The organism is Lacrimispora sp., from assembly GCF_047605665.1.
GTDB lineage: Bacteria > Bacillota > Clostridia > Lachnospirales > Lachnospiraceae > Lacrimispora.
Window position 1 is genome coordinate 18525 of the sequence record NZ_JASGFH010000020.1, and the last position, 23840, is coordinate 42364.

Annotated in this window: 18 protein-coding genes; all 18 read left to right on the forward strand. The window is 39.6% G+C overall.

All coding sequences use genetic code 11. The features are described from left to right. The first annotated feature begins 174 nt into the window (after positions 1 to 174). The 18 genes from QM657_RS15560 to QM657_RS15645 all read left to right on the forward strand — a co-directional run bounded on the left by QM657_RS15560 (position 175) and on the right by QM657_RS15645 (position 23828). A complete protein-coding gene (locus QM657_RS15560) occupies positions 175 to 4983 on the forward strand; it encodes a hypothetical protein (RefSeq protein ID WP_415067620.1) in 4809 nt (1602 codons plus the stop codon). Between the two features lie 50 nt (positions 4984 to 5033). After that, positions 5034 to 7442, forward strand: a complete 2409-nt coding sequence (locus QM657_RS15565) for a hypothetical protein (protein WP_415067621.1) — start codon at positions 5034 to 5036, stop codon at positions 7440 to 7442. Between the two features lie 23 nt (positions 7443 to 7465). After that, positions 7466 to 8530: a hypothetical protein gene (locus tag QM657_RS15570; RefSeq protein WP_415067622.1), complete on the forward strand. Its 1065-nt coding sequence runs from the start codon at positions 7466 to 7468 to the stop codon at positions 8528 to 8530. After that, a complete protein-coding gene (locus tag QM657_RS15575) occupies positions 8530 to 9420 on the forward strand; it encodes a hypothetical protein (RefSeq protein WP_415067623.1) in 891 nt (296 codons plus the stop codon). Before QM657_RS15570 ends, QM657_RS15575 begins: the two co-directional genes overlap by 1 nt. Before the next feature lie 7 nt (positions 9421 to 9427). Then, complete coding sequence (locus QM657_RS15580; RefSeq protein ID WP_415067624.1) at positions 9428 to 10912, forward strand: DUF5048 domain-containing protein; 1485 nt, start codon at positions 9428 to 9430, stop codon at positions 10910 to 10912. Between the two features lie 17 nt (positions 10913 to 10929). After that, positions 10930 to 11550, forward strand: a complete 621-nt coding sequence (locus tag QM657_RS15585) for a hypothetical protein (protein WP_415067625.1) — start codon at positions 10930 to 10932, stop codon at positions 11548 to 11550. After that, positions 11550 to 12089: a hypothetical protein gene (locus tag QM657_RS15590; protein WP_415067626.1), complete on the forward strand. Its 540-nt coding sequence runs from the start codon at positions 11550 to 11552 to the stop codon at positions 12087 to 12089. Before QM657_RS15585 ends, QM657_RS15590 begins: the two co-directional genes overlap by 1 nt. A gap of 506 nt (positions 12090 to 12595) precedes the next feature. Next, positions 12596 to 12865: a hypothetical protein gene (locus QM657_RS15595; protein ID WP_415067627.1), complete on the forward strand. Its 270-nt coding sequence runs from the start codon at positions 12596 to 12598 to the stop codon at positions 12863 to 12865. Between the two features lie 60 nt (positions 12866 to 12925). Continuing rightward, positions 12926 to 13000, forward strand: a complete 75-nt coding sequence (locus QM657_RS15600) for an XkdX family protein (RefSeq protein ID WP_415067677.1) — start codon at positions 12926 to 12928, stop codon at positions 12998 to 13000. A 487-nt stretch (positions 13001 to 13487) separates the two neighbouring features. Next, on the forward strand, positions 13488 to 14978 hold the full coding sequence (locus QM657_RS15605; protein ID WP_415067628.1) for a serine/threonine protein kinase: 1491 nt from the start codon (positions 13488 to 13490) through the stop codon (positions 14976 to 14978). Positions 14979 to 15031: 53 nt separating this feature from the next. Beyond that, positions 15032 to 15652, forward strand: coding sequence for a hypothetical protein (locus QM657_RS15610; protein WP_415067629.1), 621 nt, complete (start codon positions 15032 to 15034; stop codon positions 15650 to 15652). 104 nt (positions 15653 to 15756) lie between these two features. Next, positions 15757 to 16005, forward strand: coding sequence for a hypothetical protein (locus tag QM657_RS15615; RefSeq protein WP_415067630.1), 249 nt, complete (start codon positions 15757 to 15759; stop codon positions 16003 to 16005). A 563-nt stretch (positions 16006 to 16568) separates the two neighbouring features. Beyond that, positions 16569 to 18233, forward strand: a complete 1665-nt coding sequence (locus QM657_RS15620; RefSeq protein ID WP_415067631.1) for a glycosyl hydrolase family 18 protein — start codon at positions 16569 to 16571, stop codon at positions 18231 to 18233. A 32-nt stretch (positions 18234 to 18265) separates the two neighbouring features. Continuing rightward, on the forward strand, positions 18266 to 19681 hold the full coding sequence (locus QM657_RS15625) for a metallophosphoesterase (RefSeq protein ID WP_415067632.1): 1416 nt from the start codon (positions 18266 to 18268) through the stop codon (positions 19679 to 19681). Between the two features lie 78 nt (positions 19682 to 19759). Beyond that, the gene (locus QM657_RS15630; protein ID WP_415067633.1) at positions 19760 to 19930 is read left to right on the forward strand and encodes a hypothetical protein; all 171 of its coding nucleotides are present in this window, start codon (positions 19760 to 19762) and stop codon (positions 19928 to 19930) included. A 178-nt stretch (positions 19931 to 20108) separates the two neighbouring features. Continuing rightward, on the forward strand, positions 20109 to 20414 hold the full coding sequence (locus QM657_RS15635) for a replication initiator protein A (RefSeq protein WP_415067678.1): 306 nt from the start codon (positions 20109 to 20111) through the stop codon (positions 20412 to 20414). A gap of 1004 nt (positions 20415 to 21418) precedes the next feature. Then, on the forward strand, positions 21419 to 21835 hold the full coding sequence (locus QM657_RS15640; RefSeq protein ID WP_415067634.1) for a hypothetical protein: 417 nt from the start codon (positions 21419 to 21421) through the stop codon (positions 21833 to 21835). Continuing rightward, positions 21819 to 23828 (forward strand): type I restriction-modification system subunit M, encoded by a 2010-nt coding sequence (locus tag QM657_RS15645; RefSeq protein ID WP_415067635.1) that lies wholly within the window; start codon positions 21819 to 21821, stop codon positions 23826 to 23828. The genes QM657_RS15640 and QM657_RS15645 overlap by 17 nt, the downstream gene beginning before the upstream one ends. The last annotated feature ends 12 nt before the right edge of the window (positions 23829 to 23840 follow it).

The window sequence follows — 23840 nt, forward strand, 5'->3', positions numbered from 1 at the left end:
TGGCTGACTTCCAAAAACGGCAATCGGAAAATAGTTCCGAGGTAAAAAGTTCTTGCCGAAGACACTGCTTATCAATTTGGCCAAAACAATACTCCCACCAGATAATTATCATATACGCTTGCAAGCTATGATGAAAAGAATGGGTTTGGGAATATATTTTCTTCGATTAAAAAGTTGCATGAAGCAAAAAGCATATCAGAAGAAGTAAAAAAAGCTTTTACGGAATTAGATGAATCAGCTATAAAAAATTCTCCCAATATCGAAGAAGTATTGAGCAAGTTGGGGACAGGTCAAGTCTCTGCAATAAATTTCGCAAATGGAATCAAAGACGGATCAATCCAGTTAAAAGAAGGTCAGACTGTACTCCAAGGTTATCAAGCCTATCTAACCATGGTTGATATAAAGACTAAGGCTCTTACGGTTTCAATGAAAGTTTTATCCACTGTTGGCTGGATGGCTGTTTTTGCAGCTGCATCATGGGCAATTGGTAAGGCCATTGAAGCGTTTGATGATTATGTTCACCGGCTCGACAACGCAAAGGAAGCATTGGCAAGCACCGAATCAGAACTATCTTCTCTTAAAACTGAAATAGATACCACAAGCGATAGAATTAAAGAATTACAATCACTAGATACCCTATCTATTACTGAAGCAGAGGATTTAGAGAGACTTAAAGAGCAAAATAAAGAACTGAAGATACGTCAGCAATACTTAGAAAAACAGAAACAAGAAGAATCGAAAAAAGTAGCGGATCTTACAAAAGAAAAATTTAATTCAAAATATTCTGCTTCGGTAGATCGAGAGAATATAGATAAATACAAGGAAGTTTACGACAGACCAAAACAGACCGGAACCGATGTAGGAAGCTATCCTCCTGACAGTGACCCATATGCCGGGGATAACATACTCAAGGAATCTAAAAGCCTTGCAAACCTTGTTGCTCAATATGAGTATTACCAACAAGAAAAAGCCAAAGCAATTAATAATGAAGATGCGGAAGGTATTGAAAGATTTAATGCCAAACTGCAAGAAACTGAATCCAAACTGCGGGAGAATAGAACAGAACTACAGGGATACTCAGATGATCTTACGGCAACTGGCGAGTCGAGTGCTGAATTAGATGGTGTTACAGAGAGAATTAAAATGATAGACAACTTACTTCTCTCTCCTGGACAACAGCTTGTGGATTTCATTAATTCTACGACTATTTCAAAAGATATAGAAAAATTAAAATCTCTTGCGAATACTGGTAAATTAACGCAAGAGGAACTTGAACGAAATTTTTCTGATGTCAATGATTATTTAAAACAAAATGGACTAATTCCTGAAGATTTAATTTCTGTAATTGGCATATATGGGGAAAAATTAGTTACTGCGAATGCTGAGGTTGAGAATTCCTTCGCTAAGCCGGAATTAATTTCTAAAATAAGCTCTTTATCAGGAGGTTTTGAAACTCTTGATAAGATTATGGGCAGTATTCACGATAAAGAAAATCCGTTTGATCTCACTCTTCTCAGTGACAAGGATTTTACAAAAACCTTTAGCGGAATTGGCGCATCTTACAGTGACTTTATAGATGTAATGTCAAGTTCCCCTAAGGATATTGATGCAGTTCAATCGTCCTTCGATAACTTGGTAAGCGAATGGATTGAGTCAACAGGTCTGCTCAACGGTCTTACAGATGAGTCAAAAAATCTCGCAGTCTCTTTTCTTGAAGGTCAGGGAATAGCTAACGCAGAAGAGATTGTTACTGCCAGACTTGCTCAAACACAAGCTGAACTTGCTGCGCAGAAGCATTATACTGCAAATGCCTCCGGTGTTTTAAACAATGCGACAATCAGCGAAGTTAATGCTTTTGTCCTGAATGGGATTGCTGCCGGTGAATCTGAACAGGCTTTATCCCGGTTGGCATTACAGAAATTGGCGATAAATAATGTTAAAATTGATACGGCCAGTGATATTGACCAGGTCATTGCACTGGCAAATGCCGCAGGAGCAAGTTCCACGGTTCTTGCTAAGTTGGCAAATGCAAAAGCAATTATGGCAAGAGCAGAAGCTGGTGGTTTAAACGGGTCAGCCGGTGACTTCAGGCTTCTTGAATCAGCAAGTGCAGTTTTATCTGAGATCAGTAACGGCACTTTTAATTACGAGTTCACCAAATTAAATGCTGATGATTATAAAAAAACTGCTCCTGATGACGGTGGCTCCAAAACCCAGGAAGAAGCAAAACAAGAATTTGATTGGATTGCCCGCAAAACTAAAGCAGTACAAGAGAGTTATGCTAAATTAGAAGAATTAGCTTCTAAAGATACAATAGCCTACCTTGGATTGACACAAGAAGAATTTGATAACGCAAAATCAATTTTTGATAATGGCCTTGGCAACACAGTGGAAGGTCTGGCTCAGCTACAAAGTTATGCGAATGAAGCAGGATTGAGTTTGGGTGAACTGTATACGATGATTCAATCTGGCGCCCCTGGTGCGTCAAAAGAAAATGCGTTGCAACGTATGCTAAAGATGCAAACCGAAACATTACTTCCTCAATATCAAAGAGAGGTCGAGGCATATTCAAAATCATATGAGGATGCACTAAAGGCCATTCCGTCCGAATATAAGGACAAGATTGAGTCTGGAGGAGCAGATGTTGAATCTTTACCTGCTGATTTGGCAAAAAAGGTTCAAACAGCAATAGACGCTAATGAAAAGTTGAAATCATCTGAAAAACAATTAGCTGATGGTGAGAAAGAACATATTGAAACAATTAAGAAACTTCATCAGAACAGAATTGACGCAACGGATATTGAGAACGAAAAACTAGAACAATCTAACAAAATAATCAAGTCTCAGATGGAATTGATGGAAGCGCGTGGAGAGATTGTCGATGCGGACTTCTACAAACGGCAAATAGAGAATAATAAGGGTTTAATTTCTGGCAATCAACAAAATATTGATGAATGGGAATCTGAAATGGCTGATCTCCGGGCAGTAAATATTTTCACCGATTCAAAAGATTATAAAGAATTACAGGCAAAGGTTAAGGCTGCAAGAAATGAAATACAAAGGCTAAAACTTGAACAAGAGGAATGCAATCAAACTCTTAAACAAATGCCAATTGACAACTTATCTACAATTATTTCAATGTATGATGATATTACTGCTAAAATTGAAAATTGGGGAACTGTTTATACAGCCACAGGCCAGAAATTAGATGGGGAATATTACCAAGCACTTATTTCCAATGGAATCACCGTAATTGAACAATACGGAAAACAGGCGAAGTTAGTAAAAAATCTGATGGGAGAATATAAAAAGGGATCTACAAAATGGCAGGAATTGTACAAACAATTACAGGACATTGATTCTGCCACCTCTTCCATGTTGTCCAATTTGAAAAAATACAATGAAGAACTGCTGAAAATGCCGTTAGATAGTATCAATTCATATTCTGACAGTCTACAAAAAGTTGCTGACGGATTGAGTAATGTTCAAAGCGAACAGGATTTAGTCATAGGAACAGTAACAAATGCCATTCAAAAACAAATCGACACCATAAATGACCAAAAAGATGCCTATCAAGAAGCCAACGAATCGCAAAAAAAGGGTCTGCAAGATAAACTTGACTTATTACAGAAGCAAAATGATCAGTTAAAGCGTCAGATGGCCTATGAGCAAAGTTTATATAACCTTCAAAAGATCAATCAGCAAGCAACAGAGCTGGTAATTCGCAATGGGCAGGAATCTTACGAAGTTGACGCCGATAAGTTAAGAGAAGCGCAGGAACAAGTCGCAAATGCAAAATTCGATTTAGAAACTGGAGCAATTCAGGATCAAATTGATTCACTCGATGAAGCATTAGAGAAACAAAATGAATTATATGATTCCCAAATTGAAAAATTAGAGATCATATCAAATCGTTGGTCTGAAATTTCTGAAAAGGTTAAAACCGCTCAAGATGAAGCAAAAACTTCTTCTATCCTCGGTAATAAGTGGAAAGATCAGGTACTCTCCGGCAATGATACAGCCTTATTTAATACTTTCTCCAAAATGTATCAAAACACCGCTGAACAGCTTAAAAAGTATCAAGACCAAATAGACTCCACTAATAGCATTCAGTCTCTATTAGAGGATTATGTGGCTTCCTATAAGGCCGGTGAGATTACATATTCCGAAGCTGTAAGGGGTATCAACACCCTTCTTTCTCAGCTCAATCAGAATATGTCAGCTACTGGAAATTTACAGAACATCTTTGATTATTTAGGCATTGTAAACGATAGATCGGCAAATGCAGATTCCATTTTAAAAGGAATCCAAACCGGGCTGAAAGACACTGCCACCGAACTGTTAAAGTCCATGGAACAGTACAATAAGAACGCTGGAATCATATCTGAACAAACCTCTAGCTGGCAGAAACTTACAAGTAATGTTGAAAAGATGCTGGATGTGTTAAGAGAAGTCAGGGATAATCTGAGAGATAGCTATTCCCGCGATGATGACGATGACAATGATAATACAAGATATGGAGGAGGTAGAGACGGAAGTCCTGGAACTCCCGGAAAGGGCGACTATGTGGATAGTGGCCCCGGAATTAAATTAGGAACTAGTCTAAAAGATGGTATTACAAGAGGATTAGTTGGATCATATTCTGATTTTGACAGAGAGGCTTCAATGAAGCTTTTGGGTTTGAAGAAGCTTGATCCAGATGAAATTCCTGCCGTATTACACATGGGAGAGGCTGTATTTAATAAAGAGCAACAACAGAAATTGTTGGATAACTTTGCATCTGCTTATAGTTTTGCGCCCAATATTCCTGACTATAGCAATCTTTTAAATAATGTAGGTATAGCTAATACGACAACAACTCCTGTTATAACCTTCAATGGAGGAATTAATATACAGGAATGTAATAATAGTGACGATTTAGCATCTGAAATTTTAAATGGTGGATTAACAATGGCTATTAATCAGGGCTTAGGCAGACGATGATAATTGTAAGAGGGTTTTAAATAACCCTCTTATTAGATTGGAGGTAAGCAATGAAGGCAATGAACGCCTGTTACCAGATATATAAAGATATTGAAAGAATGATAACAGAAAAAACAAGAAATATGAGTTATGATAAAACTTTTCGTGCTAAAGTAATAGATCAAATATCCGCAGATAAGTATACAATTTTGTATAAAAATAAGGGGTATCCGGCATCATGTGGCTGGAAAGTAAAAATTGGAGATGTGGTCTGGGTATGTGCACCGAGGAATAATTGGAATGAATTGTATATACAGGCATATCAACCGGATGATATTATTACAGCCGTCAATGGGGTAAAAGGCTCTGATGAAGTTTCTTACAAATCAGGCTATGTAAACATCTCACCTGGTAACATTGGATTGGGTAATGTTGATAATACCTCAGACAATAGTAAACCGGTATCACAAGCACAACAAGAGGCAATTAATAAAAAAGTTTCTATCTTGGGAGGAGATGTGTCTGATACAAAGATTGGCACATTAGAAAACAATATAGAATCTGATTTTCCCATACCTGATAACGGAGACTCTCTGAAAGTCGTAGTCGGCAAAATCAAAAAGTTTTTTGATAACATTCTGCTGTATAAAAAGAATACAGAAGATTCCATAATTGAAGTCAATGCAAAAATAACTGATATCAAAGAAAACATAGTCTTATTCTACAATACGTTTTCTGAAATTCCTCACCTTAAAATTAAGAACAATGATATAGTTCAAACCGGTGGATACTACACCATGTCTGATAGCGGAGGAGCTATCTATAAAATAACAGATAAACCGGAAGATTACAGCATTTCTTTATCAAACGGATTATATGCAAATATCCTGAATCAAGATTTTGTAAATTATAAAATGTTTGGTGCTATAATGGATGGATTATCTGATGATAATGCATATTTAAGAAAAGCTCACTTCTATTGTAATAAATATAGGGTTTTATTGAAAAACAATTCAGGGAAAATTTTCAAAAAAGATATGGAACCTATTTACATTCAATCTGATGTGGACTTATCTGGTTCCGTACTATACATTACCAATGAAAATTCCTATTCCTTCTATCAAATAATAAATGATGATGGCTTTAATTATTATAATTATAATATAATTAATAAGCATAACTTAAAACGTGGAACATCCTACTTCCCTATGGAAGATAACAGTCTTCCACGCCATTGTGTATTAAAGATTGAAGACAAAACAGTATGGTCTGTTCGCTATGATGACGGGATACTAACGGATACATTTCGCAGTGAATTAATGTTTCATAATGTCTATGGAAATTGTATGGGGCCACTGATATACGGATATGACGATTATGAGACACAAACTAACATTACTTATACAAAATACAACCATCGCACATTAACGTTTACCGGATGTGAAATATTAATTGAAACAACTCCTAACGTCACATGTAACCCTATCACATGTAAAAGGCATAATACTGTATTGAAAAGCTTTTTCATCAATCCAAAACACAATTCCTTAAATAACGTTCAGTATAAGAATTCTGTCATACGGATAGATGGTTGCTATAATGTAATCATTAAAAATATTATTGGCACTAATATAGCAGGAAAGCCAAATACCAACGGCAGCCGGGGAAGCGGTTATAGTATGCGATTTGACTGTTCCATGGGCATCCGGGTAATCGATTGTGATATTGGAGGTTATTGGGGAGCAACTGCTATGAACAATGTCAAAGACATTATATTTGAAAATTGTTCATTAAACCGTATTGATGTTCATGAATATTTTCGTGATCTAACCATAAACAACTGTAAGATTTACGATTGGGGAATCCAGGTGGGCGGTGGAACCGGAGTATTAAAAATAACCAATACTCAATTTATCAAATACAGAGAACCAAACAGCGGAGGACAGGGGATTGTTAATATAAACAACTCTTATGGAGCATTATTCGATGGAAATATTATGATTGATAACATTGATATCATAACTGAAGGAATGGATATGAGTTTAATTTCTGTACACTTTAATTCAAATTCCAGTACAAGAGCGACCAAACGGTTTCCAGATGTATCTGCATCAAATATATCTGTTGATAATGTGGATTTGGAAAGTACATGTAAATTTGTTGGAATTAAGACAACCGGAAATGTAGGTTATAATAAATATCAACGCGGTAAAAAATTTGTAATTAATCATATAAACACCAGGGGTAATTTTGATGGAGCTGTTGACTTAATCAGCCGTGTTTGTGGCACAGAAGAAGGAAGTAATTTGAATGCAGAAGGCACATGCGTATTCATTGATAATGACGGTTTTAAAACCACAATGAAAAACGGCAATACCAATGCTGTCGATTTTATAACATCATTTCAGAAGACAGAAGTAGATGAAATAATTGAGTCTCTTAATAACAGAATAAAGGCGTTAGAGTTAGCCAATACATAAAAAATACGAAAGGAGGTGCTTATATGTATGCGATCATTCATCCAATAGAGCCATTTGACTCTTCTCTGGGTACAGAAATTAAATTTACCTGGCGGGGCAATCAGATATACAAAGTCAGATGTGTCGTGAAAAATAATGAAACCGGTGCGATTGTATATGATCAAACAGAAAATACGATGAAGCAGTCTTATACTGTTTTGTCTGACAGTGAACTAATTAATGGAGTATATTATGTCGCCTATATTACAGTATTTGATGTGAACAACAATGAATCCGGTTTGCAGGAAATTGGCACACCATTTTACTGTTTCTCCAAACCCATTTTTAAGCCTTCCATTTCTGATGGTGGAATTATTCAGACCTCAGCATGTAAGATTGATATAGATTATTTACAACCCCAGGACGAACCTTTAAATTCTTTCTCTGTTTCTTTGTATACATACCAAAAAACATTAATCTCCTCTTCCGGGGATATCTATGATACAACAGATTTGTCTTATGTTATTTCAGGACTGGAAAATGCAAAACAATATTATCTTCGGATTACGGGAAAAACGCTGCATGGAATAACATTAGATACTGGTTTTATACTCATCACTGTTTCCTATACGATTGCACAAGTTTTCAATACCCTTGAACTGAATAATAAGCCGGAATCGGGCGCAATTGAACTTAAAAGCAATATAATTTCTGCTATTGGAGTGCCGGAAAAAGATGTGATTTATATAGGAAATGAGTATATTGATTTACGGGACAATAAGGTGACTTATAATGAAGGCTTTTTAGTAGAGGGTGACTTTACACAAGCCTTTATTTTTTATGAACCCAAAAGAAATGATTCTATTATTTCATTTAGTGACGAAAACGGTTTAGACGCCAATATCTATTACCGGATAGGAAACTACGAGGACTCAAATGGTGAAAAAGCGTATTTTGAATTGGCTGCAAATTCTTGTGGTAATAATTATATATGCTGCAGCAATTATACGGACATACCATCTGAATACCAGCAATTCGCTCTATGTGTAAATCGTAAAGGAACTTACTATGACTTAAGGGCGGTTATTATAGAAAGGGGTGAACCTTAATGTTTCTAGGTAACAGTTTTGCTTCTTCAAAAGAAACATTGATTACATCTTTCGTTGAAGCGAAGAATATACAACAATTAGCTGTAAAGTCAGCTATTTTAGACGAAATATATGTGAGTAATGATTTGATAGACATTACAAACTTTGATGCTTCTATCCCACCGGATTGGGGTTTTAACACGCTCTTGCACGCTGAATTTATGGGGGATTTACATGGGGGAAACGTTGGTTTTTCTACGGATGTAGTTGAATTTATCAGAATAAAAAGGAGACTTAAAAACGAGTCAACATTTAAAACCATATATGAAAAACCCATTAATAAAAATGAAGATTTTGAAATAATTTTATTAGACTATACGGAACCGATTGGAAACATAGAATATGCCTACGTCCCCGTTATTTCAGGAGGCGAAGGTAATTACATCAGCAATGGAGTTGAATCAAAATTTGAATCATACTTTATTTGTGAAAAAGATGTCTCTTATCCTATAATTTTAGATGCCGGTTTTAAGAAACAGCTAAATCATCTTGTAGGTGTTGTGGAGTTACCCAATCGTTTAAAACCGGTGGTAATTAAGGGTGGCATTACGAATTACTATTCAGGAGATATGGAATGCACATTTATAGAAAATCGTGATTGCCAATGGCTTACAGATTCTTCATGGGAATATCGAAATCAGATATATCAATTTTTAACGAATGGCAGACCCAAAATATTGAAGGATTTTGAGGGCAACTCATGGATGATCGCAATTACAAGTGGAATATCGGAAGATTCGGACCACCTTGAACATGTAAAAAGTAAATTTTCAGTGGTTGAGTGCGGAGAGACTTCTTCAATTGGTGATTTATATGACAATGGATTTATCGATACTGATTTAGACAGGTAGGTGAAATATGGCTTATGAGGTGACACAAACAGATTTAAGTATATTGCGCCAGGGTGAACAGGAGATACGTTTAAAAGTTGAATTACTCAATGAAAACTTTAAAATTTTCGACTCATTGGAAGGTTATATTTTAAACGATAGATACTCCCAGGATTCAGAGTCTTTACAAAGACGAAGCTATAGTTGTGATCTAAAAGTTATGAATTCAACTTTTATTATTGGAAAAGATAAAAAAATATGGTTTGACAAAAGAATCAGAGTTTTTTATGGAGTAAAGTCAATTAGGGAAAATAAAATTATTTGGTATCAACTGGGAGTTTTTTGTTATATAAGTATGAAATACACAAGCACCGGAGCTGACCGTACCCTCTCATTGACTTGTGGAGATTTGATGTCACTTTATGACGGAACGTTAAATGGTCAATTGCACGGGAAAGGTTCCATACCCGATGCACCTGATTACGCTGTTAAAAATCTACTGATTCCTGCCGGTGAAGATATAAGATTGGCAATTATAGGAACGTTAAAGGCAGCCGGAATAAACCAGTATATTGTGGAAGATATAGGCAAACCGATTCCATATGATTTAACCTTTTCAACCGGTGCCGTTTATTCAGATGTTTGGACGAAAATTAGAGACTTATATGATTCATGGGAGTTTTATTTTGATGCAGATGGCGCTTTCATTTGGAGACAAGTCCCGACTGGATTCCATGAGCCGGTAACTTTAAATGATAATTTGATGCAAAGCATCGTTAAAGACGAAAATGCCGATATGAAATTCTCTGATATTTACAATGTTACGGAAGTATGGGGGAAAGTATTGGAACTAGATCGGTCAGACAGATATGCCGATACTTCAATATACACCGACAATACTTATCGTATTACCCTTGATAGTTTTACATCATGGCAGGATGTGGATAATCTTACCCAGATTGCCTTTAAGGTATCAAGTAATAATTTAAATGCACCAAAGTTTACGATTAACAATTTCGCTCCTATTCCTATATATGATGGGAACAGCAATCCATTACAACCCGAAAACTTGAAAGCAGACAATATCTATATCTTTAGATATAGGCGAATAAATGCAGAGCAAAATGCTCTTTTTTTATTGGGACAATTCCAATGTTATGGGAGATATGTTGAAGAATCTGCTGAGTGTCCTTTTTCAGTGGCCAATATAGGTTATGAGATTATAAAGTCAATTGATTATGACAATTTATCAGATGATGCAGCTTGTTATAACCAGGCTGAATTTTTAACATATAAGTCAACAGCTATGATGGATACAATTAATTTGACCACCTTGGTTGTCCCGTGGTTAGAAGTAAATACAAAGGTTGAATATACACCCAGATACAATAAAATACAGGGACAATATATTGTTAAAAACATAAATTGGTCGACTGGCGAAGGCGTTATGAATGTAACTCTCTATAAGTTCCTGGAGAGTTTTTCTTATGTTTATAATCGAAAAAACAAATAAAGAAGGGAGATAATTAAATGAGTTATCCAGAATATCCACGCAGTAATTTTCCTGAGGAGATATGTATGCTTCCAAATATGCAGGATGTCTCTGCCACATTGCGCCCTGTTGTTGAACAGTATAACGAGGCATGGCTAAACAATGATGTTGATAAAATGGCACAACTGAAATCCCAGTATCCAAACTTAGAGAAATCTCTTTTTAATGCTGATAAATTTAATGTTGTTTTAGATGAAACGAAAGCTACGCAGAAGTTTTTTAAAGAGAGAGTTGATGCAATGATCATTGAGGTTGCACAGCATACGATTGGAATTGATGATACTGCTCTTGGTGACGAAAAGAAAACAAATGCTTATTCTGCTGAAAAAACAGAATTTTTAACAGGAGTTAGGATTGCGGATAATATTACAATATCATTGGAAGACTGGGATAGTAATTTGGAGTTTATTTATCATTCAAGTGATATTTCAGAAGATGACAGAGTCTTAATATATTTTGCTGATGACAGTAAACTGAATGCTTCAAAGGCGTTTATTTATGTCAAGAGTAACACTGGTGAAGGGAATTTTGTTTTAAAAGCAAATAAACTTCCTAAAAGTAATTTGAATATTGATTATGTAGAGGTGGTGAGAAAATAATGGCTAAATGCGGAATTACTAATATTGGTGGCGGTGGGGGAATCGGTTCTGATGAGCTCACTGTCACGAAAGATTATGTTTTAAATGGGTTGGAATATGTTGGTGCTGACACAGATGATGAGAAAGGTGTTGGTATAATGAGTGATAATGGAACTACAGCAAATCAAAACTTAAATGCGGGTGGTTCTTTTTTAGTTAAGGGAGGATATCATGCTCAGCCCTTTACGGTAAACGCTAATAGTTTGGCAAGTCAGACTAGTGCTACGGCAACAAATAATAAAGTACTAAACGGGGAAACATTTTATGCTAATGGGGTAAAAAACACTGGAACTATTGTATCGATGGCAGGTCAAATTATTAACCCTACTGCCTCTCAGCAGACGGTAGCAAGTTCCGGGAAGTATATGACCGGAAATGTGGTGGTGAATGGGGTGTCAAACCTTACGGCTAATAATGTGAGAAATGGAGTCAATGTTGGGGGGACAGTCGGATCGCTTGTGGACTATAGCTATTTGGCAATTGGACAAACGTCTTTTTAAATGGCACCTTTTCGGGAGTTTTATCCGGAGGGGTGCGAGATTATGGCTACTTAAGCACAGATTATGCCTCCATGACTATAAACACAACGGGTATAGTTTTTGATTGTTACTTTCCTTGGGATGTAACTGCCATAAGGTCAGTAGGAGGCACACGATCAATTAACTTATCTCCCTTTTCCGCAATCCAACTTACAGTATCAAGTACAGTAACAAATGGCAGTTGGGGATATGTTGGTTTAACTATACAGGCGAGTTTGTTAACCACGTCAAAGGAATGGCTTGCAAACTCGACCCCAAACGTAGGCCACATCACCCGTGCGACTCATTCAGGTAATGCTTATGCCGGAGTATTCGAGGAGCTGATTTTTCCTGTAAGTGAATTTAATTTAGATGTTAATCGCCAACTATTTTTGATGTTTGTAATACGAAGAGCAAGTAAAGGAGCCTCAGGGTCGGGGACTGTTGTAATTAAAAAAATAGAATTTATAAAATAGGAGGATTTAATTATGAAAGCATTTATCATATACGATGAAGAGGGCAACGTTTACGCAGTCAGGTATGGAGAAAACCAGTATATTCCTAATGAACTACGCGGGCTGTACCAGGAGGTGCCAGAAGGTGCTTTGATAGAAGGGGTGGCTGTGTCAGATCCTGATAATCATAAGATATTGTTTACACCTTCAAAGGAAAATATATTGGAAAAGGAGTTGGCGGTAGTAAAGGCTCAACTCGCATATATATCCATGATGTCCAATATTGATATAGAGGGGGTATAAATTATGAGTAAATTTGATAAGGTAAAGGTTTGTTATGAATTTGGTCTCTGATCCTTGGTTATGGTTCGTAATGCAGTAGACCGCTGGATTACAGCGGAGGAGTTTTTAATAATTACAGGTTTAGAACACGAGTAAAATGATTCTGGAATAGGGAGGGGCAGATTTGTCCCCTTTTTGTGCTCTGTGGCTGCCGCCGTGTCTGACAGGTATCGTGCTTGATGACCGGTTAAGATACTGGATATTTAACGAAAAACGACCACATTATACTTTATTTTAAACGATATATTAGACATGAATGATTTACAGGGAATAGTTGAGTTCATCACTCTTCTATTCCCTGTTTTTTACGATTAAAAGTGCTTTTTTTGTCGGGTTTTTATTTCGCTATAAAGTTCACCTCATCAACGACTTTTTCGGATTATCCATTAGCACAGCAACAATATTTCTATATTCTCATCTACATAAAAAGGTTGTGACGCTGCTGCAATTCCAAGCAGTGGCACTCAATTCCTTAAAGGTCTAGCCTTTGTTTAAGGAGCCCATTTTAGGAATTTTAAAAGTTTAACAGAAAATAGTTGAAAAATGTCATAAACTATACTACAATGTACCACAAGAGATGATATTGGACAGGCAAAAGGAGGTGGCTGCAGTCAGCAGCGTTCTTGATCAAAAACTGTTTGGAAAATATCAGCTATGCAAAATCCTGGGAACCGGCCGGGCAGGGACTGTCTTTCTGGCGGTTCATCTTGGGCTTGAAGAGTATCGCGCCATCAAGCGGGTGCCTAAAAGCTTTCTAAATTATGAACATATCAGGCGTGAGGCACTGGTCCTCAAAGAACTTCGCCATCCTGGAATCCCAATTATTTACGACGTAGAAGAAGACGAATTTTACAGCTATCTGATTGAAGAATTTCTTGAAGGGAATTCTCTATATGACCTTGTAGAAAAACAGGGGCATCTTTCGCGGGAACTGACCATTTATTATGGAATCCAGTTATCCCGTATCATAAACTACCTGCATCTCGCAGGACCGAACCCTATACTGCATTTAGATTTACAGCCGAAAAACCTGTTGCTGTGCCACGATACCTTAAAGGTGATTGACTTTGGATTTGCCGCTTCCCCTGCTGATGCCAATATGGCGGGTGAGCGGTACGGAACCGTGGGATGTGCGGCTCCGGAACAGTATTTAAAGGATGGAGTGCTGGATGAAAGAACAGATATCTATGCCATTGGTGCTGTCCTCCACTATCTTTATTCCGGAATATTTCCTGAACTGCCGTATGTGCCGGCGCCCTCCATGGATGCTGATCTGGCCGCAGTCATAAACGGATGCGTTAAGTCCCGTCAGGAAGACCGTTTTTCATCGGCACAGGAGCTTAAGGAACGGCTTGAACAACTTGGCAGCGCAGGAACGGCTGCAAAAAACAGTCTACAATCATCATCTCTTATCATTGCTCTTGCAGGGAGCAAATCTGGAGCCGGGGTGACTCATATCGCCATCGGTCTGTCTGTTTATCTTAAAAATCACGGATACCCCAACCTATTTACAGAAATGAAAGACTCCGGCATGGGAACCGGACTGGGAGCATTTACGGGCGCAGAACGGGACCAGTATGGCCTGATGCAGTACCGGGGCTTCCTATGGAAACCGTATTACGGGCCGGGCGTGAAGCTGAAGGAGCCGCCCATAACGATACGGATTCTGGACTATGGAACTGATGTGGAACAGGCTCTGTTGAAAAGACCGGATGCTCTGATTCTGGTATGTGATACCAGTTTATGGAGCAGGCAGGCGGCCTGGGAGGCGGCAGCCCGGATTATCAAAGGGAATGTGCCTTATAAAATTGTATACAACCACACAGACAAGAAAACCAGGATCAGGCTTCCCGAAGGGGCTGCCCCTTCTCTTTGCCTGCGGGCACCTTATGATTCTGATCCTTTTGAGGCGAGCCCCTTACTCAGGGATTTTTATAAAACGCTTTTAGAAGGAATATGGGACCGTAAAAACAGGAAAGAAAACGGCATATACAAGTTTTTGAAGAAGCTTGAGAGGGCTTTTAAACAGGCTCTCAAACAGATCTTTAAGCCGGACCGTAAACATGCGCCCTAAGACAGCTTACGGTTTAAGGAAATATACCTATCATCTGGAAAGGATAAAACCCAATGAAAGGAAAGATAAAAGCGCTATGGAAAAGCCTGATTCCCCGTAAGATACCGGAGGATCAGGAAATCATTGGGATCATAGGAACCTGTTCAGGTGTTGGGGTGACCCACTTAGCGGTCATGACAGCCGGATATTTAAGCGGGGTCATGAGAAAGCGGTGCGCAGTCCTGGAGTGGAACAGCCATGGGGATTTCCTGAACATGAGAAAAGTGTGCAGGAAAGAAAAGGACTTGAATGGAGGCAGCCGGATTCTGGAGGCGGATTATTATGAAGGAGCGGGGATAGACACCTTATTATTGTGCAAAAAGTCTGGATATCAGGCAATGATTGTGGATTATGGAACCGTAAGCCAGGGCAGTCTGAGAGAATTTTTAAGATGTGACAGGCAATTTGTTCTTGGGAGTTTAAGCGAGTGGCAGATGGAGGCGTTTCTGGAATTTGAAGGAAAGAGGAGTAAGACCGAAAAGAGCTGGGAGACTCTCGTGACCTTTGGAAGCGAAGAGGCCAGAAAGAATATGGAAAAAAGGCTTAAAATTCCTGTACGGAGAGTTCCAGTTTCAGTAGACGCCTTTGCTGTCACCGGCGAAGTTATATGTTTTTACCAGCAGTTTTTTAAATGACGGGAGAGGAAATATGTCACCGCAGTTTCTTTGTGGTCTTCTTCCGGAAGTGAGGAAAACTGAGCGGATTTACAATACAAAAAGAGAAATACAGGGGAAAATGAATGAAAAAAGAGCAAAACCAGGCTTTGGGTCAGGAACTCACGAAAGAGGAACAGTGCCTGGCCGGACTGAAAAAGTATCGTGAGCAGGGCATCACCATTTGCGTTGATGGGGAAGAACTGCCGGAAAAGGATTGGAACAAAATATTTGAGGTAAGGGAGGATGATAGTTTTTATATGGCTGATTACATATCTGATGAGAAAACCGGAAAGTTGAAAGAAATAAGATTTGACCGTGTTTATAATAAGTAATCAGCCTTACTTTTAAAAGAGGGCGCACCGGGATACCATCTTCAGCCTTAAGCTGGTCAACAGATGCGCCAGGGTGGGATAGGGGAAAAATGTAAAGTAATGAAAATGTAAATTCCAAAAGGGGAGAAGTGTGGTATAATCTCCATGAAAGCAATGAGCAGTGTGAAGCAGGGCACAATAAAATTTTCGTTGTGCTCGCACATAAGAAAATTTTATTGTGTCCTACTTCATAGGGCGAACGCCCGTGAGCTCACGAAGCCGCAGGGTTCGTGAGCTCCACTGCGGACTCAGCCAACACGCATAAATTCAAAAAGCCAAAAACTTCGCGCCCCGCACGACAGACCTGCCCCACGAGCACACGAAGCCACAGACTTCACCCCTCGCACGACAGACCTGCCCCATGAGCACACGAGGCCACAGACTTCACCCCCCGCGCGACAGACCTGTCCCCACGAGCACACGAAGCCACAGACTTCACCCCTCGCACGACAGACCTGCCAAATCCCGTGAGCTCACAAGTCCCCAAGAATTTATGCCACACATACACCCCAGGAGGAAATCAGATGAAGAGGAAAGCAATGCCGGTTCTGGCAGCGCTGGGATTAATTTTATTAATAATTACAGGATTTTTCGGTTACCGTTTCCTGGACCGTTTCATCCCCTCAAAGGAACCAGCCAACCTATCAGAGCTGTTAAACGTAAAAGAAAACGAGGTCGCCCTCTATTTAAACGAAACTCTGCAGGAAGAACAAGGACTCTACCTTCAAGGCCAGACATACCTCCCCATTGAATGGGTAAATCAAACCTTAAACGAGCGCTTTTACTGGGATGAAAACGAAAAGCTCCTGGTATACGCCCTCCCGGACACCATCGTCTATGCAGACCACACCACCCTTGGTTCCTCCGGAAAACCTCTAATATGGGTCAATGAGGACGGCGTTTACTTATCCATAGGCTTAATAGCCAATTACACCGACATCCGAACGTCCATTTATGACCAGGACCTATATAAGCGCGTTTTCATCAACAACCTCTGGGAACCGGAAAATAAAGCAGCCGTAGTCAAAGAAGGCAGCATCCGGGTAAAAGGCGGAGTAAAAAGCCCCATCATCACCGAAATAACCCCAGGCTCCCAGGTCACGGTTTTAGAGTCTATGGAAAAATGGGATAAAGTACGCACTCAAGATGGCTTCATCGGTTACGTAGAACGCAAGCGCCTTGGCGAAACAACCAGCCAGACCCCAGAAAGCACCTTTAAAGCGCCAACTTATAAAAACATTTCCATGGAAGAGCCCGTCTGCCTTGCCTGGCACCAGGTAACCAGCCCGGAAGGAAACGCATCTTTCGACAAAGTAATCGCCAACACCAAAGGAGTCAATGTCATTTCCCCCACCTGGTATGAACTCACAGACAATGAAGGAAACTTCCGCTCCTTAGCCGATATAAATTACGTGAAAAAAGCCCATGAAAAAGGCCTGAAAGTCTGGGCTCTCATCAACAACTTCAGCACCGACGTAAACACAGAAATCCTCATGTCAAAAACCTCAGTCAGAAGAAAACTGATTGAAGGCCTTATGGCGGAAGTGGAGCGCTACAATCTCGACGGACTGAACCTGGACTTTGAAGGAATCAAGGAAGAAGCCGGCGTTCATTACGTCCAGTTCATCCGGGAACTGTCCATCCCCTGCAGAGAAAAAGGAATCGTCCTATCCATAGACAACTACGTCCCCACCGCAGGCACCCAGTTCTACAACAGAAAAGAACAGGGAATTGTAGCCGATTATGTGATCATCATGGGATATGATGAACATTATGCCGGAGGAGATGCCGGCTCAGTAGCTTCCATTGAATATGTGGAAAACGGAATCAAAAACACCCTGGCCCAGGTGCCAAAGGAAAAGGTGATCAACGCCATTCCCTTTTACACCAGAATATGGACCGAAGGGGACGACGGAAAAGCCTCCTCTTCTGCCCTTGGCATTGAACCGGCGCAGCAATGGATCGATGAAAACCAGATAGAACTGTACTGGCAGGAGGAGCTGGGGCAGTATTACGGAGAATTGCAGTCAGAAGAAGGCCTTAAAAAGATATGGATGGAAGAAGAGCGCTCCATCGGCCTGAAAATGGATTTAATCGAAAAGTACGATTTGGCAGGTGTGGCCTGCTGGAAGCTGGGATTTGAGCCGTCCGGGTTGTGGGACCAGGTACGGCTGGATCAGAACGAATAAGAATGAAACGGGAGAGACAGGATGGTCAGGTTATGAAAAAAAAGATAGTATTGGCAGCAGTTCTGACTGCAATGTGCATATTTGCAGGCTGCTCTTTTAAAGAGCCGGAACCGGAAAGCACAACAGTAGAGAGTACGGCACCTGTAGAAACCACAGTAAAGGAAACAACGGAAGTCTCCTCTGAGGAAGAAACCACGCCGGAAGAAACTACCGAGCTGGAGATCAATGACAGCGGCAGCCGCATCATCATCGCCTCTGACATGCATTACCTGGCAAGGGAACTGACTGACTTTAAAAGCAGCTTTAAAAACCGCATAGAACACGGGGACGGAAAAGTCATGCAGTACGTCTGGGAGATCACCGATGCATTTATCCAGGAAGTAAAAAAAGAGAAGCCCGACCTGGTGATCTTAAGCGGTGACTTAACTTATAATGGAGAGTGGGAAAGCCATATCGAGTTTGCCGAAAAGCTGGAGGAGATTGAAGAAGCCGGAATTCCGGTCATTGTCATTCCTGGAAATCACGACATCAACAACCCCTATGCTGTTAAGTTTACAGGCGATACCGTGGAGGGAATTGAGTCCATAGAGGCCGTGGATTTTGAAGACATTTACCAGAACTTCGGCTACAATGAGGCTGTCAGCCGCGATCCGGCTTCCTTAAGCTATGTATATCAGGTCAATGACTATACCAGAGCCCTGATGCTGGACTCATGCCAGTACTACCCCAGAAACCTGGTGGGAGGAATGATAAGAAATGATACATACGACTGGATTGAGGAGCAGATGGAAGAGGCATGGAACCTGGGAATGAACGTGATTCCTGTGGCCCATCATAATCTCCTCGACGAAAGTGAGGTCTATTTAGATGACTGCACCATTGAACACAGTGAGCAGTTGATCGATCAGTTGGAAAGCTGGGATGTACCTCTGTTCTTAAGCGGCCACTTACACGTGCAGCATCACATGCGGTCCGGCGAGGATTTTGGAATTTACGAGATAGTCACCAGCTCCTTAGCCACACCGCCCTGCCAGTACGGTCTCCTGGACTATGGAGACGACGGCAGCTTCCGCTACTCCGCAAAGGCCCTTGACATGGAGGGCTGGGCAAAGCAGACAGGAAGCACCAACAAAGAGCTTTTAAATTTTAATGAATTCGGAAAACAGTTTTTAAGCAAGGTATTCTATAACCAGGCCCAGGATGAATTTGAGCGCCTGGATTCCTTAAAGAATCTGACTCCCAACCAGAGAGAACAGATGGCAAAGGTCTATGCGGAGCTGAATGTGGCCTGCTCTTCAGGAAAAGTGTTTGAAATGCGGGATAAGGCCATGGCGAAAAACGGTTACAAGCTTTGGATGAATGAGGGATATCAAAGTATCCTGTCCCAGTATCTAGAATGGATCACCAGAGACGGAACAAAGGACTACAATGTTTTGATTGGAGAATAGAGGGAAAGTCACAGGAACGGTTCTTTTTTAATTCGCAGAAAGATATAATTCATTAAGAAAACGTATCGGGTAGAAAATGTGAAATTAAAAAGATGGGAACCATTTATGGCAGTGCTTTTGCTGGTATTGGTATACATCATATCCAGCCGTGCCGGAAAAATGGCTGCGGGAATCAGTGTAAAGACAGGAAAAGAAAAGCCTGTGGTGGTCATAGATGCAGGACATGGTGCATCAAATTTGCGCAACTGACTAAACAACAATAAAAAATATGAAAGCGATTTGCATGATGACAGGGAGGGGCTCCGATAGCCTCTCTCTTTGCTTTTGTTTTATTTTACTATTTATTTGTTGGTGATTTTTTTGGAGGTATATTATGCGTAGATATGATTACTTTTATGGACAGAGAGTTAATCGATTCCAATTTTTTATGGCACCTAAATGTCTGTGGTCTGACAAATACTATCAGAATTTAAGTTGTGAGGCCAGAGTGCTATATGCAATGTTGTTAGACTTGACCGCGTTATCTCAAAAGACAGGGAGATGCGATAATGAGGGGAGAGCCTATGTCATATGCAGTATAAACGATACTATGGAGATGTTGGGGTGCTCTCGGTCCAGTGCACTCAGATATCAGAGGGAGTTAGTTGACATGGGCCTCGTAATCAAGCATAGTAAAAGAGGCCATAATAATATTTTTTTTGTACTTGATTTCACAATCATTTTAGCTCAATAATTCTAACCTGTACAGGTGTCAAAGTTGGTGAAACTAGTGTCATTTTTGGACTTATTGGAGGCTAAAAATGACACTAGCAAGTCCAAATTTGACACCTGTTTAGTGATATATATGTATAATATAATATGCTACATAAGTATGGTACACAATAAGTATAGTACATAATGTCTGGTTATATAGTCTGGGGGTGGAATTAGATATTGGAAACAGAGGGAGGTGAAGTAGGATATGCTTAATTTGGCTTATTGATCGGAAATATAAAAGAAACAGTGATGCTAATAGTAGTTTGATGTGAGAATTCTACTGCTGACATTACTTGTTGATTGAATGTTACTGTGATACCTATGCCGACTATTATAACACAGAAAATAAGTAGTTTCCTTTTCATAATATTCTCCTGATCCATTATATCCTTTAACATGGTCTGCGGTAGGTTGATAATTTTAATTATCATTTGAGATCCAAGTCGGAATCTCTCACAAAATCTTTCTTCTGCATTTTTAGCAATGATGTCGCCCAGTGTATTGATAAACCGCTCTAGTATGCGTTTTAGTACATCGTCATTTTCTACCGCTTTGAGCAGCTAATCTTCTTCCGCCTCCTATGCCATATAGAAATAGCCGTCTGCTTTAAGAGGATTCTCAAGCAAACAGCTTTTGTCCTAAATATTAAGTAGTATGAATAACCGCCATGTAAGCCAAAAACCACATTCAAAACTTTCCTTGGCACGAGCAGTAGAAAGTGAATTTTTGTTGTCAATGATACGTAATACCAGCTTTCAATCTGGCTTTTCTATATTGCGGATTAGCGATTGGTGTGCTTCGTCAATTTCTTTTTGGGAAGCTTGCTCTGAGGTAAAGTAACATAGCAACACAGTACCACAGAAAAAAAGAATAGCTACTTATTATTGCAAATACCCACATTTATTGACAAAACTTACAACAATCTGTTATAATATGTATGTTGTAAGTTTACAACATACATATTCGAAAGGAGGTGTTTCCTTGAAAATATCCCGAAAAGATAAAGTTAAATTTGGGGCATTGGTCAATAAACTTCGCCTAAAAATGCCCCGTGATATGAACCCACTTCGTAAGGTTGCCGCCGAGTGCGATATGAATTTTTCAACGCTAAATGATATCGAAAAAGGTGATGGATTTCCTACGGAAGCAGTTGCGTTGCGTCTGTCTGAAAATTTGCTTCTATCTGAAAAAGATAGGCTTGGGTTTTTGAATAAATACTCGGATATCGCAAAGATTGCACCTCCGGATATTGATAGATATTTAATCACAGGAGATGGAAAAGAGTGGTGGAACATTCTCAGGTCAGCTGAAGGAAAAAATATCACCCCTGCCGCTTTAAGTGAAATCAAGAAAATAATAACTGCGTTGGAGGATAAAAAAAATGAGCCAGCAGAATAGCCTGAACATTAATGAGTATACAAGTTTTATTTGGAAAATCGCCGATTTACTTCGTGGTGACTATAAGCAGAGTGAATACGGTGATGTTGTTCTACCCTTTACTGTACTTTGCCGTTTGGATAGTGTTTTACTGGCAACCAAAGAAAAGGTCTTGGAAATTGACAAAACATCAAACTTCGGAGATAAGGTTAAAGAAAAATTATTTGAGCAAGCCACGGGTATGAAGTTCTATAACAAAAGTAACTTTACCTTCAAAAAGTTAAAAGATGATGCTTCTAATATTGCAGAAAATCTACGTGACTACATAACATCTTTTTCTGCTAATGTGCAGGAAATTATGGAGGCATTTAATATCTACGCTCAAATCGAACGGCTCGATAAGGCTGGTTTACTATACTTGATTATTTCCAAGTACGCCGATGAAATTGATTTGAGTCCTGAAAGGGTACCCAATGATTTGATGGGCTATATCTTTGAGGAATTGATACGCCGTTTTTCGGAAATTTCTAACGAGACTGCAGGTGAACACTTTACCCCTCGTGAAGTTATTCGGTTAATGGTGTCACTCATTTTTAACGAGGATGGTTCTGAGCTTTCTGAAGATGGCAAAATGACCTCCTTGTATGATCCAGCTGCGGGTACGGGCGGCATGCTGGCAATTGGTTCTGACTATCTAAAGTCACTTAATCAGACAATTTATGTGGATTGCTACGGGCAAGAGCTGAACCCTATGACCTATGCTGTTTGCAAATCGGACATGCTGATTAAAGGGCAACAGTATGACCGCATTTATCGTGGAAACAGTTTCACTGAAGACGGAACAACAGGAAAGACATTTTCTTATATGCTTTGTAATCCCCCTTTTGGTGTGGAGTGGAAAAAGTATGATAAGGCAATCAAAGAAGAGAACGAAAAGCTGGGGTTTGCCGGGCGGTTCGGTGCAGGAATCCCTCGTATTTCTGATGGCTCTTTCTTATTCCTACAGCACATGATTAGTAAGATGAAGCCCATTGATGAAGGTGGCAGCCGTATTGCTATTGTGTTTAACGGATCTCCCTTGTTTACCGGTGATGCAGGAAGTGGCGAAAGTGAAATTCGCCGTTGGATTATTGAAAATGACTGGTTGGAAACCATTGTGGCACTCCCTGATCAGATGTTTTATAACACCGGCATATCAACTTACATCTGGATTGTTGCCAATCGTAAAAGCAAGTTGCGCCAAGGCAAAATACAGCTTATTGACGCTACAAATTTCTTTGAAAAGATGCGTAAATCTTTGGGGAGCAAACGAAATCAGATTACCGACACACAAATTAATAAGATTGTGGGTATCCACAAAGACTTTTTACCCAATGAATATAGCAAAATCTTTGATAATGAAGATTTTGGATACTGGAAAGTTACAGTCGAACGCCCCGTCAGATACAACTTTTCCTGCTGTGAAGATCGTGTTTATAACTTACCTATTGTTTTTCAGAGAAAGAAAAGCTGTACATGGAGCTGGTCGCAAAATGATTTAGATGGTCAGCCAATGCCACAAGAGATGATAGACCTGAAAAAGGATTTAGTGGCCTTGGGCGATGAAGTTTATACCAATGAAAAACAGTTTAAGGCATTGATTGAACCGATAGTGAAAAAGCATAAATTAACTGTGATTCAACAGAGAATCCTGCTTTATAATGTACTTAGTGCAGAAGATGAAAACGGCACAATCTATTTGGATGCCAAGGGCAATCAGGTTGCGAATACTTCTCTGCGTGATTATGAAACCATTCCTTTAAAAAAGGATATTCAGGAGTATTTTACACAGGAGGTTTTGCCCCATGTGCCCGATGCATGGATTGATGAGAGCAAAACAAAAAAGGGATATGAAATTCCTTTTACACGGCAGTTTTATAAATATGTTCCACTGCGTGAAAGCAGTGTGATTTTAAGCGAGATCAAGGCACTTGAGGATAAAATACAGGCTGATATTGCAGGCTTGTTTGAGTAAGGGGGTGGAGTT

What these genes read in the sequence shown, in the direction of transcription:
- QM657_RS15565 (WP_415067621.1), top strand. Translation starts at nt 5,034, where the DNA reads ATGAAGGCAATGAACGCCTGTTACCAGATATATAAAGATATTGAAAGA.
- QM657_RS15570 (WP_415067622.1), top strand. Translation starts at nt 7,466, where the DNA reads ATGTATGCGATCATTCATCCAATAGAGCCATTTGACTCTTCTCTGGGT.
- QM657_RS15575 (WP_415067623.1), top strand. Translation starts at nt 8,530, where the DNA reads ATGTTTCTAGGTAACAGTTTTGCTTCTTCAAAAGAAACATTGATTACA.
- QM657_RS15580 (WP_415067624.1), top strand. Translation starts at nt 9,428, where the DNA reads ATGGCTTATGAGGTGACACAAACAGATTTAAGTATATTGCGCCAGGGT.
- QM657_RS15585 (WP_415067625.1), top strand. Translation starts at nt 10,930, where the DNA reads ATGAGTTATCCAGAATATCCACGCAGTAATTTTCCTGAGGAGATATGT.
- QM657_RS15590 (WP_415067626.1), top strand. Translation starts at nt 11,550, where the DNA reads ATGGCTAAATGCGGAATTACTAATATTGGTGGCGGTGGGGGAATCGGT.
- QM657_RS15595 (WP_415067627.1), top strand. Translation starts at nt 12,596, where the DNA reads ATGAAAGCATTTATCATATACGATGAAGAGGGCAACGTTTACGCAGTC.
- QM657_RS15610 (WP_415067629.1), top strand. Translation starts at nt 15,032, where the DNA reads ATGAAAGGAAAGATAAAAGCGCTATGGAAAAGCCTGATTCCCCGTAAG.
- QM657_RS15615 (WP_415067630.1), top strand. Translation starts at nt 15,757, where the DNA reads ATGAAAAAAGAGCAAAACCAGGCTTTGGGTCAGGAACTCACGAAAGAG.
- QM657_RS15620 (WP_415067631.1), top strand. Translation starts at nt 16,569, where the DNA reads ATGAAGAGGAAAGCAATGCCGGTTCTGGCAGCGCTGGGATTAATTTTA.
- QM657_RS15625 (WP_415067632.1), top strand. Translation starts at nt 18,266, where the DNA reads ATGAAAAAAAAGATAGTATTGGCAGCAGTTCTGACTGCAATGTGCATA.
- QM657_RS15635 (WP_415067678.1), top strand. Translation starts at nt 20,109, where the DNA reads ATGGCACCTAAATGTCTGTGGTCTGACAAATACTATCAGAATTTAAGT.
- QM657_RS15645 (WP_415067635.1), top strand. Translation starts at nt 21,819, where the DNA reads ATGAGCCAGCAGAATAGCCTGAACATTAATGAGTATACAAGTTTTATT.